This is a genomic window from Actinokineospora globicatena, from assembly GCF_024171945.1.
Classification (GTDB): Bacteria; Actinomycetota; Actinomycetes; order Mycobacteriales; family Pseudonocardiaceae; genus Actinokineospora; species Actinokineospora globicatena.
Map to the genome: position 1 here is coordinate 849453 of NZ_JAMTCR010000004.1, position 17035 is coordinate 866487.

The 17035-nt window shown below is 71.6% G+C and carries 10 protein-coding genes; 5 read left to right on the forward strand and 5 right to left on the reverse strand.

The features are described 5' to 3' along the window. The first annotated feature begins 130 nt into the window (after positions 1-130). The 3 genes from LV79_RS22740 to LV79_RS22750 are packed head-to-tail and all read left to right on the forward strand — an operon-like array spanning position 131 to position 2693. Positions 131-775, forward strand: coding sequence for an ABC transporter permease (locus LV79_RS22740; protein WP_253840204.1), 645 nt, complete (start codon positions 131-133; stop codon positions 773-775). After that, positions 772-2175 carry an ABC transporter ATP-binding protein gene (locus tag LV79_RS22745; protein WP_253840206.1) on the forward strand — a complete coding sequence of 468 codons (1404 nt, stop codon included), beginning with the start codon at positions 772-774 and terminating at the stop codon, positions 2173-2175. Before LV79_RS22740 ends, LV79_RS22745 begins: the two co-directional genes overlap by 4 nt. Further along, positions 2172-2693, forward strand: coding sequence for a GNAT family N-acetyltransferase (locus tag LV79_RS22750; protein WP_253840207.1), 522 nt, complete (start codon positions 2172-2174; stop codon positions 2691-2693). The genes LV79_RS22745 and LV79_RS22750 overlap by 4 nt, the downstream gene beginning before the upstream one ends. Before the next feature lie 65 nt (positions 2694-2758). Here LV79_RS22750 and LV79_RS22755 read toward each other — a convergent pair whose 3' ends face one another. The 3 genes from LV79_RS22755 to pheS form a co-directional block, all read right to left on the reverse strand. Next, positions 2759-4381, reverse strand: coding sequence for an alpha/beta hydrolase (locus LV79_RS22755; protein WP_253840208.1), 1623 nt, complete (start codon positions 4379-4381; stop codon positions 2759-2761). Between the two features lie 302 nt (positions 4382-4683). After that, complete coding sequence (gene pheT / locus LV79_RS22760; RefSeq protein ID WP_253840209.1) at positions 4684-7194, reverse strand: phenylalanine--tRNA ligase subunit beta; 2511 nt, start codon at positions 7192-7194, stop codon at positions 4684-4686. Beyond that, complete coding sequence (pheS, locus tag LV79_RS22765) at positions 7194-8261, reverse strand: phenylalanine--tRNA ligase subunit alpha (RefSeq protein WP_253840210.1); 1068 nt, start codon at positions 8259-8261, stop codon at positions 7194-7196. Before pheS ends, pheT begins: the two co-directional genes overlap by 1 nt. A 335-nt stretch (positions 8262-8596) precedes the next feature. Here pheS and LV79_RS22770 point away from each other — a divergent pair, with 335 nt between their 5' ends. Then, positions 8597-10393: an HSP90 family protein gene (locus LV79_RS22770; protein ID WP_253840211.1), complete on the forward strand. Its 1797-nt coding sequence runs from the start codon at positions 8597-8599 to the stop codon at positions 10391-10393. A 14-nt stretch (positions 10394-10407) separates the two neighbouring features. Next, positions 10408-13191 carry a hypothetical protein gene (locus LV79_RS22775; protein WP_253840212.1) on the forward strand — a complete coding sequence of 928 codons (2784 nt, stop codon included), beginning with the start codon at positions 10408-10410 and terminating at the stop codon, positions 13189-13191. Positions 13192-14315: 1124 nt separating this feature from the next. On the opposite strand, the gene LV79_RS22780 is transcribed toward LV79_RS22775, so the two are convergent. Both LV79_RS22780 and LV79_RS22785 read right to left on the reverse strand, forming a co-directional pair. Then, positions 14316-14978 carry a DNA alkylation repair protein gene (locus LV79_RS22780; protein ID WP_308208958.1) on the reverse strand — a complete coding sequence of 221 codons (663 nt, stop codon included), beginning with the start codon at positions 14976-14978 and terminating at the stop codon, positions 14316-14318. A gap of 231 nt (positions 14979-15209) precedes the next feature. Continuing rightward, positions 15210-16904 carry a peroxidase family protein gene (locus tag LV79_RS22785; RefSeq protein ID WP_253840213.1) on the reverse strand — a complete coding sequence of 565 codons (1695 nt, stop codon included), beginning with the start codon at positions 16902-16904 and terminating at the stop codon, positions 15210-15212. Between the last annotated feature and the right edge of the window lie 131 nt (positions 16905-17035).

Consider the following 17035-nt stretch of genomic DNA (forward strand, 5'->3'; position numbering starts at 1 on the left):
AGGTGGCGTGAAGGGGTGGCGGGGGGTTGGGGTGGTGCTGTTGGTGGTGCCACTGGCTGTTGCGGTGTTCGGGCCCTTGTTCGTGCCGGATGAGGTGGGGCGCGGGAGGGCGTTTGTTGATAGTGGGGTGTTGGGGACGGATTTTGTCGGGCGGGACGTGCTGCAGCAGGTTCTGCTCGGCGGACGGACGGTTGTCTTGGTGGCGGTGATCGCGACTGGGGTGTCGTACGCGGTGGGGGTGCCGTTGGCGTTGACGGCGGCTATGGCGCGGCGGCGGTGGTTGGATGAGGTGTTGATGCGGCCGTTGGACGTCGTGTTGGCGGTGCCGTCGTTGTTGGTGTTGATCCTCGTGGCCGGGATCGCGCCGCACGGGTATGGCACGGTGGTGGTCGTTGTGGCTGTGGTGACGGTGCCGGACATCGCGCGGGTCGCGCGGGCGGCGGCGTTGGAGGTGGCCAGCCGACCGGCGTTGGAGGCGATGCGGCTCCAGGGTGAGACCCGGTGGCGCCTCGCCATCGGGTACGTCGTGCCCGCGATGGCGCCGACGCTGGTGGCGGATCTCGGTGTGCGGATCACGGCGGCGCTGTACCTGGTCGCCTCGGCCAGTTTCCTCGGGGTCGGTGTCGCCCCGGATGCCGCTGACTGGGCGGTGATGGTGGACCGCAACCAGTCCGGGCTCTTCCTGGTCCCCGCCGCCGTCGTGGTCCCCGCCGTTCTGATCATCGCGTGGTCGATCGGCGTGAACCTGGTGTTCGACCGGGCGGTTCGCCGGTGAGCGACCAGGTGGTGGAGGTAGCGGGCCTGCGGGTGTTCGTCGGCGGCCGGGCGCTGGTCGACGGGGTGTCGTTCGGGTTGGGGCCAGGCGAGGTGGTGGCGCTCGTGGGCGCCTCGGGGAGTGGGAAGACGACGACCGGGCTGGCGTTGTTGGGGGAGGTTCCGGCCGGGGCCGAGGTATCCGGGCGTGTGCGGGTGAAGGGGCGCGCGGGGTTCGTGCCGCAACACCCGGGGGCGGTGCTCAACCCGGTCCGGCGGGTGGGGTCGGTGCTGCGCGAGCTGGCGCCGGTGGCGGACGTTGAGCGGGCGGTGGACGTTGCGAGGTTCCCCAGGTCGTTGCTCGGCCGGTATCCGCACCAGCTCTCCGGTGGGCAGCAGCAGCGGCTCGTGTTGGCGCAGGCCCTGCTGTGCGATCCGGCGGTCGTGGTTGCCGATGAACCGACCACCGGGCTGGACCGAGGGACGCGCGACGAGGTCGTTGCCGAGTTCGCTAGGCTGGCAGGCAGAGGGGTTGCGCTGGTGGTGCTCAGCCACGACATGGACGTCGTGCGGGCGCTCGCGGACCACGTTGTCGTGCTGCGGGCCGGGAAGGTCATCGAGTCAGGTCGGGCCGCCGAGGTGCTGCTGAACCCGAAGCACCCCTACACCCGTGCGCTGTTGGTCGAACCGGTGCGATCCGCCGCGGAAAGCGAGCACGGCGCCGAGCGGCTCCGCATCGAAGGGCTCACCGCGCACCACGGTCGCAACGTTGTGCTGGACGACGTCTCCTTCGCGGTGTCGGCGGGGGAGTGCCTGGCCGTGATGGGCAGGTCCGGCAGCGGCAAGACCACCCTGGCCCGGTGCGTGGTCGGACTCCACCCCCCGACCGCGGGCACCGTCGCGCTGGACGGTCGCCCCCTCGCCCGCACCCTCCGGTCCCGCGACCGCGCCGACCTCGCCGCGATCCAGTACGTCTTCCAGGACGCCCGCGCCTCCTTCGACCACCGCCGCCCGGTGCTCGACCAGGTCGCCCGCACCGCCGCCCTGCTCCGTGGTATGTCCACAGCGGACAGTGTGGCCGCCGCCATCGCCGCGCTGGCCGAGGTCCGGGTGGACGAGTCGACCGCCCGCCGAAGACCGGCGACCCTCTCCGGCGGCGAGCTGCACCGCGCCGCCCTGGCCAGGGCCCTGCTGGCCCAGCCGAGGGTCCTGGTGTGCGACGAGATCACCACCGGCCTCGACGCGGTCACCCGCGCGAGTGTCCTCAAGGGACTCGCCGCGCTCCGCGAGACCCACGGCGTCACCCTGGTCGTGATCACCCACGACCACGCGGTCGCCGACCACCTCGCCGACCGCGTCGTCACACTCCACGAGGGCCGCGTCACCGCGGGCGCTCCCCGAACCAGAAGCGAGACCCCGTGACCTACACCATCCGACCCGCCACACCGGCTGACGTCCCCGGCGCGCGGTCCGTCATGCTCGACACCCTCTATCGGGAACTGGGCTACGGCTACAACCCGCCGTGGCACGAGGATGTGATCGACCCGGAAACCGTGTACCTGCGCGACCCCCGCCACGCCCTGTTCGTCGCCGTGCTCGACGACGAAGTGGTTGCCACGACAGGTGTCCGCGCCGTCCTCCCGCAGAGCCCGCCGCACCCGCAGTGGCTTGTGGACCGATACCCGCAAGGCCGTACCGCACAACTGTTCCGGGTCTACGTCCGCGCCGAGCACCGACGCCACGGCCTAGCCAGGAAACTCGTGGCGGAGGCAACGCGTTTCGTGGCGGGGGAGGGCGGCTACGACGTCCTCTACCTGCACACCGACGCCCGCGTCCCCAGCGCAGCGCCGTTCTGGCGGTCTGTGGCCAAGGAAGTCCACGACGCTGGAAACGGCGACCCGCAACACTTCCAGACCGTCCACTTCGAAATCCCGTTCTAGCCGACATGCCCTGAGGGGCGGATGCGATCGCATCCGCCCCTCAGGGATCTAACAGGTGTCCAGCGTCAGCCGCGTGCGCCCACGATGAGCTTCTGCAGGTCAGCGCGGGTGATGTCGTTCGCCGCGATGCTCGCCTTGCGCTGCGTGGCACCGGCGGGGTTCGGCTGCGGCAGCGGCTCGCACTGCGCGTCCGAACGACGACCCGCGACCCGGGCCGGGAGCTTGCCGGTGGCCAGGTACTCGGCGATCTTGTCGTCGACGCAGGCGACCCCGTTCAGCGAACCGGAGTGGGTCGTGCCGCCGACCCCCTCGACCAGGACGGCCTTGGGGAACCGGGACCGCAGTTCGAGGCTGCCCTCGTACGGCGTCGCGGCGTCCAGCGTCTCGTTGAGCAGCAGGATCGGCGGGGCCTTGGACCCGTCGACCTTGACCGGCGTGCCGGTCTTGCCGCCCCAGTTGAGGCAGGGCGCGTTGAACCAGGCGTTGCCCCAGGTCTCGAACGGCGCGCGGATGTGGGTGATCCAGTTGTCGATCTTCCACTTGGTCCACGAGGTGGGCCACTGGACGTCGGTGCACTGGGTGGCCAGGTACATCGCGAAGCCGTTGTCGGTGCCGGGGCCCTGGCCGTTGGACGCGTCGTAGAGCGCCTTCAGACCCGAGTAGTCACCGTCGTTGACCCACGCGGAGAACGCGTTGGCCACGTCCTCCCAGCCGAACACGTAGTACCCGGCCTGCAGGAAGATGTCGGTCCACTCGTCGGGCCCGATGATGCCGCCCGCGGGCTTGGCGATGAACTTCAGCTGCTCGCGGTAGAACAGCGCCTCGACCTCGCGGCCGGACTTGCCCAGCTTGTAGGTCGCGTTGTTCTTGGCGATCCAGTCGAAGTAGACCTTGATGTTGCGGTCGAACGCGACGTCCTGGTCCAGGTTGGCCTGGTACCAGACCTTGCGCGCGTCGACGTTGCCGTCGAGCACCATCCGGCGCACCCGCTCCGGGTACAGGGTCGCGTAGACCTGGCCCAGGTAGGTGCCGTAGGAGAAGCCGTAGAAGTTGATCTTCTCCTGCTTGAGCGCCTTGCGCAGGACGTCGATGTCGTTGACCGTGTCGGTGGTCTTGACGTTGTCGAGCAGGTCGCCACCGGCGGTGTCGCACGCCTTCGCGTAGTTCTTCGACCTGGTCAGCCAGGTCTGCTCCAGCTTGCTGGTCACCGGCACGTAGTAGGGCCGGTTGTAGGCGAAGTAGTCGCCGTCGCAGGCCAGCGCGGGCTGGCTGGACCCGACACCGCGCGGGTCGAAGCCGATCCAGTCGTAGGCCTCGCCCGCGCCGTTGGGCACGTACTCGCCGAGCACCGACAGGGTCAGGCCGGAGCCGCCGGGGCCACCGGGGTTGGTGATCATGATGCCCTGGTACTTGTCCGCTGGCACCTTGGCCGCGATCCGGGAGACCGCGATCTTGATCTTCTTGCCGGACTGCTTGCCGTAGTCGAGCGGCACCTCGAGGAAACCGCACTGCGCGCCGCGCCTGGCGAGCCCAGGGCTGGCGCAGGTGCCCCACGCGATCGGCGCGGGGTCGTAGCTGACCTGGTTGGGCGCGGGCTTGGCCTGCGGGGCCGCGGAGACCACCGGTGCGAGCACCGCACCGCCAACCACGAAGCCTGCCGCGGCGACGACCGCCACGATTTTCTTCACATTGCCCCATTTCCCTCATGCTTCGTCCGCACCCGGGTTGTGGTTCGCGGACCGCCCGATGCTGCCCCAGCGGCGTCCGGTTGGGAATAGCCAACCACCGATTTTTGCTAACGCGAAAGCATTGTCGATCGACGATACCGGGCGATGCGGGAAAATCCGGACTCTCCACATCGGACCGAGCGCGACGTCGTGGCCCGAATGCCCGGGGGAGCACGACCGGGACATCGGACAACCGCGACCGCCCAAGGCAACGACAACGGGGGCGGACCGTTGGGTCCACCCCCGTCACGTACAGCACTTGGTCAGCCGCGCAGGGTCGCCCCGTGCCGCTCGGTGGCCGCCGCGACCGCCGCGTCGCGCGCCGCCGTCGCCTCCTCCACCGTCAGCGTGCGGTCGGTCGCGCGGAAGCGCAGCGAGTACGCCAGCGACCGCTTGCCCTCGCCGACCTGGGTGCCGCTGAACACGTCGAACAGGTTCAGCTCCTCCAGCAGGTCGCCGCCGCCACCGCGCAGGGTGTCGGTCAGCTCCGCCGCCGGGACCTCGTCGTCGACCACCAGCGCCACGTCGAGCAGCACCGGCGGGTACGGCGACACGACCGGCACCACCTTGCGCTGGCGCACCGGCAACAGGTCCAGGTCGAGCTCCATCGCGCAGGTCCGCTTCGGCAACCCGAGCGCCTCCACGACCTTCGGGTGCAGCTCGCCCGCGTGCCCGACCGGGAACCCGCCCACGCTCAACCGCGCGCACCGACCCGGGTGCCACGGAGCGAGCACGTCGGCACTCACCGTCAGCTCGACGCCCGCTGCCTCGGCGACCACCTGGGCGGCCCGCACCGCGTCCGCCCACGACGCCGCCTCGCCGCCACCCCACCAGCCCGCGCGCTGGTGGTTGCCCGCCAGCACGACGGCCACGTGGGTGGGCTGCGCGGGCAGCGCGGCGGCCAACGCCGCGAACTGCTCGTCGTCCGGCCGACCGGTGACCGCGACATCCGGCATCGGCCTGGCTTCCGCGTGCGGCAGCACGACCTGCCCGATGTGGAACAACGCCACGTCCTTGGCGCCGCGCGATACGTTGCGCGCCAGGGTGTCGAGCAACCCGGGCAGCAGCGTGGTCGCGAGCTGGTCGCGGTCGGACTCCAGCGGGTTGCGCACCCGCACCGTGCGGCGGCGCACGTCGTCCGCATCGAGCCCGAACGCGTCCCACACCTGCGGCGAGACGAACGGGAACGGCAGCACCTCGACGTAGCCCTGCTCGGCCAGCGTCCGCGAGACGTGCCTGCGGCGGCGCTGGGTCGGGGTCAACCCGTGCCCGGCGGGCGCGGTCGGCAGCACCGACGGGATGGTCTCGTAGCCCTGCAACCGCAGGACCTCCTCGACCAGGTCGGCTGGCTGGGTCAGGTCCGCGCGCCAGCTCGGCGGGAACGCGGTGACCTCCGGCGTGCCGTCCTCGGCGGCGCCCACCTCGACCCGGCAGCCGATCTGCTGCAACCGGGCCGCGGTCACACCGCGCGCATAACGGGCACCGGCGACCCTGTCGGGCAGGTCCATCGCCATGACCACCGGGGCGGGCGCGTGCGGGCTGCCCTCGTCGGTGCGACCGGGCTGGATGCTGCCCTCGCCGTACTGGCGCAGCAGCCGCGCGGCCCGCTCCAGCGCGACCGGCGGCAGCGCCGGGTCCACGACGCGCTCGTAGCGGCGCGACGCCTCACTGGGCAGCTTGTGCCTGCGCACCGCCCGCGCGATCGACGGCGGGTCCCAGACAGCGGCCTCCAGCAGGATGTCGGTGCTGTCCGCGCGCACCTCGGTGCTCGCGCCGCCCATCACCCCGGCCAGCGAGATCGGGCCGGACTCGTCGCTGATGACGATGTCGTCCGGGTCCAGGGTCCGCTCGACGTCGTCGAGGGTGACCAGCTTCTCGCCCGCGACCGCCCGGCGCACCGTCAACCCGCCGCGCACCCGCGAGGTGTCGAAGGCGTGCATCGGCTGGCCCAGCTCGAGCATCACGAAGTTGGTGACGTCCACCGCAAGCGAGATCGACCGGATCCCGGCCAGCATCAGCGTGCGGCGGATGTGCCACGGCGTCGGCGCGGTCGGGTCCACACCGGTCACCCGGCGCACCGCGAACCGCGAGCAGGCGCCCTCGGCCACCAGGTCCACCGCGATCGCCCGGTTCTCCGCCGCGGGGACCTCGATCGCCGCCGGGTCGATGAACCCCAGGTCCAGCGCGCAGGCCAGTTCCCTGGCCAGGCCGCGCATGGACAGGCAGTAGCCGCGGTCGGGGGTCGGCGCCAGCTCGATGACCGTGTCGGTGAGCCCGAGCAGCTCGATGGCGTCGTCACCCGGGGCCACGTCGTCGTCCACGGGCAGCACCAGGATGCCGGAGTGGTCGTCGCCCAGGCCCAGCTCGTCGGCCGCGCAGATCATGCCGCGGCTGACCCGGCCGTAGGTCTTGCGCTCGGCGATGGTGAAGTCGCCGGGCAGCACCGCGCCGGGCAGCGCGACCACGACCACGTCGCCCTCGACGAAGTTGGTGGCACCGCACACGACCTGGGTGGTCAGCGGCTGCTCACCGTCCTCCTCCGGCTCGCCGATCTCCACGGTGCAGTACCGGATCGGCTTCTTGAAACCGGTGAGCTCCTCGATCTGCGCGACCCGGCCGACCACGACCGGGCCGGTGACCGGGCCAAGCGGCAGGACTTCCTCGACCTCGATGCCGACCCGGATGAACGCCGCGGCGATCTCGGTAGCGCCGATGTCGCGGTGGTCCTCGGTGAGTTCGAGCTGCTGGATGAGCCAGCTGACGGGGATCCGCACTACGCCTCCGTGCCGAAGGGAAGGGTGAACCGGACGTCGCCCTCGACCATGTCGCGCATGTCGGGGATGCCGTCGCGGAACTGCAACGTCCGCTCGATGCCCATGCCGAAGGCGAAGCCCGAGTAGACGTCGGGGTCGACACCGCACGCGCGCAGCACGTTCGGGTTGACCATGCCGCAGCCGCCCCACTCGACCCAGCCGGGGCCGCCCTTCTTGGCGGTGAACCACACGTCCAGCTCGGCGGAGGGCTCGGTGAACGGGAAGAACGACGGCCGCAGCCGCACGTGCGCCTCGTCGCCGAAGATGGCCTTGGCGAAGGCGTCCAGCGTGCCCTTGAGGTGCGCCATCGTCAGGCCCTTGTCCACCGCCAGGCCCTCGACCTGGTTGAAGACCGGGGTGTGCGTGGCGTCGAGCTCGTCGGTGCGGAAGGTGCGACCCGGGCACACGACGTAGACCGGCAGCTCACGACCCACCAGCGCGCGGACCTGCACCGGCGAGGTGTGCGTGCGCAGCACCAGGCCGGAACCCTCCTCGCCCGCGTAGAACGTGTCCTGCATGGTGCGCGCCGGGTGGTCCTTCTTGAAGTTCAGCGCGTCGAAGTTGAACCACTCGCCCTCGAGTTCGGGGCCCTCGGCGATCTCGTAGCCCATGCCGATGAACACGTCGCCGATGCGCTCCGAGAGCGTGGTGATGGGGTGGCGGGCACCGCGCGGCCGCCGGTCCCACGGGAGGGTGACGTCGACGCCCTCCTCGCGCAGCACCCGCTCGTCGCGCTCCACCTTCAGGCGGGCGAGGCGGTCCTCGTAGGCGGCCTTCACCAGCGCCTGCGCCTCGTTGACCCGCTTGCCCGCCTCCGAGCGCGCCTGCGGGGGCAGCGCGCCGATCTCCCGGCGGGCCTGCAGCAACGGCGAGCGGTCCCCGAGGTGGGCTGGCTTGACCGCGGCGAGCGCGTCGAGGTCGGCGGCGGAGCCGAACTCCTCGCGGGCCTTCTCCACGGCGGCCTGGAGGACGTCGGGCGTGAGCGCCGCGACCTCCTTGGGGTCGTACGGGTCGTTGGCTCCGGACATGGTTTCTGGACAGCTCCCCGGGGGTCCTGGTGCGGACTTCGCGCACACCCGGCGGTACGGGTGAGCTGCCTCGATCCTAGGTGATCGCCCGGGCGGTCCGACACCGAGTTGGCGCAGTGCCGCCCGGTGGGGTTGCCCCGGGTGGCGGTGCGGGTTCGCGCGGCCGGGTGAAGGCCGGGCCGATGTCACAGGACGCCTGTACTGTGACCTGGGCCGGGCACTCGCCCCAGGCGACCCCCGCCCGCCCCGTGTTCGGTCCACCGCACGTGATCCGCCCGCCCAAACCCGCCCGCACGGTTCACCCTCCCGCCCCCTGAAGCCCGCAGAGGTCCACCTTGGCCCAGACATTCGGTGTCAACCTTCGCGGTGTCATCGACCTGCTCAGTCACCACCTCTACAGCAGCCCGCGGGTCTACGTGCGCGAGGTGCTGCAGAACGCGGTGGACGCGGTCACCGCACGGGGCCTGGTGGAGCCGGGGGCGCCGCGCCGGATCACCCTGGAGTGCCCGGAGCACACCGGGGACGGGACGCTGCGGGTGAGCGACACCGGCATCGGGTTGGCCGAGGCCGAGGTGCACGCGCTGCTGTCCACCCTCGGCGGGACGTCCAAACGCGACGACCTCGGGTTCGCCAGGCGCGACTTCCTCGGCCAGTTCGGCGTCGGGCTGCTGTCCTGCTTCATGGTGGCCGACGAGGTGCGGCTGGTCAGCCGGTCCGCCAGCGGTGGCCCGGCGGTGCGCTGGACCGGTCGCAACGACGGCACCTACACGGTGGAGGTCGACGACTCCGCGCGCGACGAGGTCGGCACCACGCTGACCCTGCTGCCCAGGCGCGACTGCGACCACTGGACCGAGTACGCCACCGTCGCGCCGCTGGCGGCCGAGTTCGGCTCGCTGCTTCCTTACGAGGTGCGCGTCGTGGGCGCCACCGACACCGCGGTGGTCACATCGGGTGGATTCCCGTGGACCCGGGTCGAGGGGGAGACCAGCGCGGAGCACCGCGAGCGGCTCGCCGGGTACTGCCGCGCGGTGTTCGGTTTCGAACCGTTCGACGCGTTGCCGCTAGAGGTCGGAGCCGCTGGACTGACCGGTGTGGCGTTCGTACTACCTGAAGGCGCGCATCCAGGGGCCCGACAAGCCCACCGGGTCTACCTGAAGCGGATGCTGGTTGGCACTGCCGTGGAGGGCCTGCTGCCGGACTGGGCTTACTTCGTCCGGTGCGTTGTGGACACCTCCGCGCTGCGGCCGACCGCGAGCCGCGAGGCGCTCTACGAGGACGAGACGCTGCTGGCCGTGCGCGACGCCCTCGGCGGGCGGGTGCGGGACTGGCTGGTCCGCCTGGCCGCGACCGAGCCGGAACGCGCGGGCGCGTTGCTGGCCGCGCACCACATGGGCATCAAGTCGCTGGCCCTGGTCGACGACGAGCTGCTGGGGCTGGCCGAGCGGTGGCTGCCGTACGAGACCACCCGGGGCCCGATGCCGCTGCGGCAGTTCCGGCGCAGCCACCCCACCGTGCTCTACACCCCCGACGTCGACGAGTTCCGCCAGCTCGCCCCGGTCGCCGCCGCCCAGGACATCGGCCTGGTCAACGCCGGGTACGCCTACGACACCGACCTGCTGCGCCGCATCGCCGAGCGCGACGGGCCCGACACCGCGCGCCGGGTGGACCCGAGGGAGCTGCTGGCCGCGCTCGGCCGACCGGACGCCGCGACCGAGGCCGCGCTCGCCGACACCGTCCGGGTGGCCGGTGCGGTGCTGCACGACCACGACTGCGAACCGACGCTGCGCGAGTTCGACCCGGTGTCGCTGCCCGCGCTGCTCATCGCCGACGCCGAGGGCGCGCGCAGGCAGGACGCCGAGGAGGCCCGCGCCGAGGCCGACCCGCTGTGGGCCGACCTGCTCGGGCACTTGGTCGACTCGGGTTCCGGCGCCGCGCAGCGGCTGGTGCTCAACACCCGCAACCCGCTGGTGGCCCGGCTCGCCGAGGTCGCCGACACCGCGCTGCTGGAGTCGGCGGTGCGCGCGCTCTACGTCAACGCCCTGCTGCAGTCGCACCGGCCGCTGCGCCCCAAGGACACCGCCGCGCTCACCGGGTCGTTCCTCGACCTGCTCGACCGCGCCATCGGACACTGACCCGGAGGATCGACGTGCCCGAGCCCGACCCGCGTGAGCGCCTGGCCAGGCAGCTGCACGAGTCCGACGACCTGCCCGCCGGTCCGGCCAAGTGCGAGGCGCTGGAACGGGTCGCGCGCGCCGCCGACGCCGCCGGGCTGCCCGACCTGGGCGTCGCGTCGCGGCTGGTCCTGGTCAACGCCTACCGGGAGATCCGCCGCTACGACCTGATGCTCACCCCGTTCGCCTGGCTGCGCGCCACCGAGACCCGGCACCCGGAGGCGTTCGACGAGTGGGCGGTGCACCAGTTCACCTGGATGCACAAGTGGCTGGCCACCGGGCTGCTCGGCGACCCCCGGTTCACCCTGGACCAGATCACCGCCCTGGTCGACCAGCTCGAACAGCGCTACCGGCTGCACGGCTACTCGCTGCACCCCGTGCACGACAAGCGGCGCGCGCTGGCCCACCACGTGGGGGACACCGAGGCGGCGGACACCCACTTCACCGCGTGGCGCGGCGCCGAGCCCGACGACATGAGCGACTGCCCGGCGTGCGTGGTGGACAGCCAGGTCGGCTACTTCGTGTCCCGGGAGCGGTTCACCGAGGCGATCGCGGTGGCCAGGCCGGTGCTCGACGAGCCGTCCGACTGCGCGGAGCAGCCGCACGGCGTGCTGGCGTCGCTGATCGAGGCCTACCTGGCCACCGGCAGGCTCGAGGACGCCGCGCGGGCGCACCTGGTGTCCTACCGGGTGGTCCGCGGCACCCCGCAGGGTCGGTCCGCGCTGCACGCGCACCTGCGGTTCTGCGCCATCACCGACAACGCCGGGCGCGGGCTGGAGATCCTCACCGACAACATCGACGTCCTCACCGATCCGCCGAGCCCCAAGGTGCTGCTGGAGTTCGCCGCGGCGGCCGCGCTGGTGCTGAGCCGGGTGCCCGACCGCGCGGACCGCCGGTTCACCCTCGGCGAGGTCGAGCTGGACGGGGAGGCGCTGCGCGTCTTCTGCGCCGAGGAGGCGTTGACCACGGCGGTGGCGTTCGACCAGCGCAACGGGACGGACGCGGTCAGCGGGCGGGTGCGCGCGACGCTGGACCTCGCCGACGTGGGACCGGTGCTGGTGGCCGTTCCCCCGGCGGCGCAGGCCGAGCAAGTCGGGTCGTTCACCGGCGAGCTCGACACCGCCGTGCTGGGGGAGCCGCGCGACCAGGTCGACGCGGCCGAGGCGGCGTGCGCGGCGATCGAGGCGGGGCAGGCGCTCACCGGCGTCCGGCTGCTCGCGGACGTCTCGGCGGTCGGCCTCCCCGACGGGCTGGCGGCGAGGGTGGCCGCGCACCGGCAGCGGTTCCAGCGCATCGACGACCCGGCGGTGACGGCGGCCCGGTTGGTGGAGTGCCAGTCGCGGCTGCTGGCCGCCGGGGAACTGGTCATCGCCGCGCGCCTGCACCACGTGCTGGCCGGGTTGTGGCAGCACGCCGGGCAGACCGCCCGCGCCAACGACCACGCACGGCTCGCTGTCGCCGAGGGCACGACGCTGGGCGACGCTCTCGCGGTGATCTACGGCCATCTCGCGCTGGTGGACCTGGATCCCGTCACGGGCGCGGCCTCCCTGGACACCGCGGAGGAGGTGGCGACGGCGGCGGCACCCCAGTTCCTCGGGGCGGTGCGCGACGTCCGGGCCGAGTTGCTGGCCGCGTCCGGCGACGTGCCCGGCGCGTTGGCGATCGTCGCGGGCCTGCTCGACGGGGTGAGCACCTGGCCGGAGCTGACGACGCTGCGGCTGATGGACCACCGCGCGCGGCTGCTGGCGGACCTGGGGCGGATCGAGGAGTCCGCGCACTGGTTCGACCAGCTGGTGGCGCGGTGCCGCAAGAGCCCGGGGCCGTGGCTGGCCGACTCGCTGATGCAGTACGCGGTCCTCATCGACCACGCGGGGCTCGCGGCCGAGAACCTGCCGACCCTGCTGGAGGCCGCCGCGGCGGCCCGCGCGTACCTGCCGCCGGTGGGCACGGCCCAGGCCTGCCTGCACCTGTCCGCCGGGTACCTGGCCACGGGCCGCGCGCTGGAGGCGGCGGAGACCCTGGAGGAAGCCCTCCGGCTCACCCCGCCCACGGCGACCGACCTGCTCACCAAGGTCCACTACCGCCTGGCGCTGGCCTGCCGCGACCTCGACGAGCACGCCACCGCCGAGACCCACCTGACCGCCGTCATCGACGCGGGCACCACAGACGACGCCCTGCTCGGCCACCTGCTGCACCAGCTCGGCGACGTCCGCCTGCACTTGGGCGCGCTACCGGATGCCGCGACCGCGTTCGAGCACTCCGCCGCCCACTGGCGCGCCGCGGACAACCCGATCGCGGCCAGCGAGTCCCTGGTCCGCCTCGCCCACGCCAGGGGCATGGCCGACCTCACCGCCGGACTGTCCTACTTGGACGAGGCGGAGACCCTCGCGGCGTCGACGGAGGACGGTCTCGACCAACTGGCCGAGACCATCGGCTTCCGCGTGGCCCTGCTGGCCCACCACGAGCACTACGCCCAGGCCCTCACCGCCAACGCCGCCGCCGAGGAACTAGCCGTGCGCCTGGGCAACCCCGACTGGCAGGCCTTCCTCGCGGGCCGCGCCGCCCACCTCCACCTGGACATCGGCGACCCCGACACCGCCGAATCCGAGGCCCGCCGCGCCGCCGCCCTCCTCGGCACCCCACCCAACCCCCAAACCCTCGGCGTCGTGCTGGGCACCCTCGCCAGAACCCTGGAGGAACAGGGAAAACCGGTGGACTCCGACCCCCTGGTGAAGTCCCTCACCACGCACCTGGACTGAGCCTGCCTCAGCAGTGCCCATCCGCCACATACGCACTGCTCGCCGTCACCCACGCATCCACCGACCCCGTCAGCAACACGTGATACCGCCCACCATCATTGCGATCGGTGTAGAAATTGGTGCACGCCCCCCAAAGCCCATAAATGTTCTGCCCCGTAGCCGACGTGAACACCCGCACATCACTAACCGTCGACTTCACATGCTTCGGATACCAAACAACCGCCGCCTCGGTTCCCCCTGCAGCCTGCGTCCCGGCTCCGCCCGCACTACCTGTCGCGGCTCCCGCCGTCCCCGCCAACGCCAACACCATGACCCCCACCAACACCCCAACCCGCGCGACCTTCACTCAACTCTCCTCACTTGGACACCCGTTTCCCTCCCCATCGTGGCTCACCCCCACCCCCCACCATCAGCCACCGGACGGATGACATTTCCCGCCCTTTACCTCCTTTCAACCTTTAACCCCACGCAATCGCCCACACCCCCCTCAACCCCCTATTCGCAACCCCGCCCACCCCCTTTCCCGCACCCCCAGCCCACGCCCCACCAACCCCGAGCGCATCGCCCCCAGCGCTCCACAAAGTCCCCACGCCCAGTCCCAGCCCACCCGCCACGACTGGCGAAGACCCCACAACGTTGGCCCTCAAGCGCCCGCCGACAACGTTGGCCGCCCACCGCTCCGCGAAGGCGCTGGTGCCAGGCTGGCTCGATGGGGTGGACTTGTTTTGTGTGGGGGAGGACCACCCGTAGCGTCGTCAGGGGCAGGGGAGAGCCGCTCTGTGGCCCCCTGCTTTTAGCCCTTCCCAGGGTGGTCCCGGGGCCCCGCACAAAATGAGTTCGCCCCATCGAGCTTCGCTCGAAACTCGCGCCTCACTGCAATGCCGAAGGCGAGCCGTCTACCGCAGCGCAGCGGAGGCCCGAGACCCGGACTTCCCCCAGCTCAACGCCCTGCCGACCAAGGCCAGCAAGATCAACCCGCCCCAAAGTCCCCCGAATACACAGCCTACCGAAGGGGGCGCAAGGCAAGAGAGGCTGAAAGTCGAGCCTGTGGACAACTCCGCCCCATGTGGACAACCCACCCCCCGCGCCGAATCCAACCTACAACAGCACCTCACGCGAACAACTCACGCGAGGTGCTTCAACGCCTCCCGCCGAGAAAGCGGCGACAGGTCCGGGTGGGCGTCCACGAACTCGCGCACCCAAGCGGGGTCGACGCGGGCGTGTTGGCGGAGGGCCCAGCCTATTCCCTTGCGGAGGAAGAAGTCTGGGTCCTGGGTGTTGGCCTCGATGGCGTGGGTGAGGAGGGTGAGGTCTGTCTCGCCCTTGGCGGAGAGTTGGCAGATGATGGCGGCGCGGCGTTTCCAGCGGTCGGGGGAGACGGACCAGGTGCGCAGGACGGGGGTCACCAGGGCGCGGTGGGCGAGCAGGAGCGGGCCGACGTGGTGGCTGGCCAGTTCGTCCACATAGTCCCACCAGGCGCCGGTGGTGATGAACTCCTCGTACAGCGGGAGGAGATCGGGTTCCTGCCAGCGCGGGTAGCGGCGCAGCAGATCCAGGGCGACGTACCGCTCCTCGCGGTGATCGGCCTCGCGCCAGAGCCTGCCGACGACGTCGAGCCACTCCGCGCGGGAGGTGAGGGCGGGCAGTTGCCGGACAAGTGAATCCCTTGCGGGTTTGGGAACCCCGTGGAACGGCATCTCGGATTTCATGTAGCGCTGCATATCCGGCGCGCGGGTCGAGTCCGCCGCTGCCGCGAGGCGCGCACGGGCCACAGTTGCCAAGTCCACATGGGAACGCTACCGCTGTCGACGCTCCCCGCCGACAGCGCACCCACCCACTTCCGCCTGACCTCGAACGCACCACCTCCCTCTCGACTTCCCTGCAAGACGCAGAAAGCAACCCCCCATTTCCGTCACCGCACAAGCACTCCCCGAAGGCGGTCCGGTCACCGCGCACGGCCAACCACCGGAGTGGATGACCGTGCGCGATCGACCTGTCACAGTCGCGGGAACGGGCTGTCAGTCGCCTAACGGGTTGAGGAGATCGGCCTTGCCCTCGAAGGCGAACAGCAGGAGGTCGGTCATGCGGAAGGTGGCCTTGTCCGGGCCCAGGGTGGGGCGCCACCAGGGTTCGCGGACGATGGAGTGCCTGCTGCCCTCGATGGCGCGGTGGAACACCTCGGCGACGATGCGCCCACCGACCTGGCCGAGGAGGCCGTTGTTGAGCTCCGCCTCACGCAGGACGTAGAACCAGAGCGGGGTGTCGGCGACGAGGGAGGCGCGCTGCTGCGGGGTCAGGCCCGCCAGGGTCGCGCCGCCGCTGCCGGTGAGGATCTGCTCGGAGGTCAGCGGGGTGACGCCGAACTGGGCCGCCAGCTGTTGACCGGAGGCGAGCCGGATCATGCTGGCCCTGGTCAGGTTCCGGAAGGCCAGGTTGCGGTGGATGTCGGGGAACGAGCTGCCGCGACCGCCGAAGGTGCCCGCCGGGAGCTGGGCCAGCGGGTCGACCAGCAGCGTGTCGATGCGCTTGGCCACGTTGCCCGCCCCCGGCGGCGGGGCCAGGTCGGGGCGGCCCGCCTCGGTGAAGTCGTACAACCGGCGGAAATCGGCGATCCAGTTCGTCGGCAGCCGGTCGACCGCGCCGGAGTTCGGGTCGTCCAACTCGGGCAGCCCGCCGCCGGTGAAGTTGCCGCTGACCCCGCTGAAGGTGAACAGCAGCAACAGGGTGCCCAGCGGACCCGGGCCGCCGGTGGTGAACACCCGGTTCCACTCGTAGGCCTCGCGCACCATGCTGTGGCCCATCCGGTACGCGGCCACGGAGAACTCGACCGGCATCGTCGGCTGCCTGCCGTGCCCGCGGGCCTCGAAGAACCGGCGGCCGTTGGTGAACACGTCGGCCACCACCGCCGGGTCCACGATCCTGGGCAGGAAGTCGGTGCGCAGCAGCCACTGGTAGTGCTTGACCACCTGCTCGCGCGCCGCCTCGAACAACCGGCGCTCGTGGATCCCGGTCAGCGCCAGGTGTTCCACGACCCGGTTGTGGAACCGGATGAACGCCAGGTGGGTCTGCGCGACCGCCAGGTTCTCGTCGTTGCGCAGGTCCGGGATCAGCGGCGCCCGCCGGTCGGCCGCCGTCCCCGCCGCGCCACCCGCGCGCGGCAGGTCGAACCCCTCCAGGTCCACCCGGACCCGGTCGTCGGGGAACTCGGTCGCCGAGGTCGTGCCGACCTTGAGCCGGACCCCGTCCTCGGCGTAGAACCGCCGATCGACCCGGTCGTGCGGTCCGCGGCCGTAGAGCGAGTCCAGGTCCAGCGCTGGTGACCGGCCCTGCACCAACTCGTCCACGGTGACCTCAGAGCCCAACTGGGTCGCGGTCCGGTCGACGGTCAGGTCGTGGTCGACGAACTGGCCGAGGTAGGTGTATCCAGCCGGGACGGTGCCATCCGGTTGTCCCGGGGCGGTGTCGGTGATCGCGGCCGCCAGCGCGGCGCGCAGCCCCTCGTCGGTCCGCTTGCCCCTGGGGCCGAGGCGGGAGAACCGGAACCGGCGCAACTCCTCCTCGGCGGACGCGGTCCTGGTGACCGGCGCGTCGTCCGGCCGGTCCGGGCTGTCCCCGGTGCCGGTGCCGGTGTCACGGCCACGGTCGATGTCGGTGTCGCCGACGATGCCCTCGCCGACGATGAAGAAACTGTCTCTGGCATGGCGGTGTGCCATTGGTGAACCCCCACGAGTGCGGTCGGGCACCGCAGTCCGGTGCCCGGGGAATTGGGGGAGCCGTGGTCGCCGTACCGCGTTCCCTCCCCAGAGAACCGGCGTACCAACGACTTCCCCCTCGCGGTCAGGTT

Excerpts from the sequence above, each read along its gene's own strand:
- pheS (WP_253840210.1), bottom strand. The coding sequence starts at position 8,261 with ATGTCCGGAGCCAACGACCCGTACGACCCCAAGGAGGTCGCGGCGCTC.
- LV79_RS22785 (WP_253840213.1), bottom strand. The coding sequence starts at position 16,904 with ATGGCACACCGCCATGCCAGAGACAGTTTCTTCATCGTCGGCGAGGGC.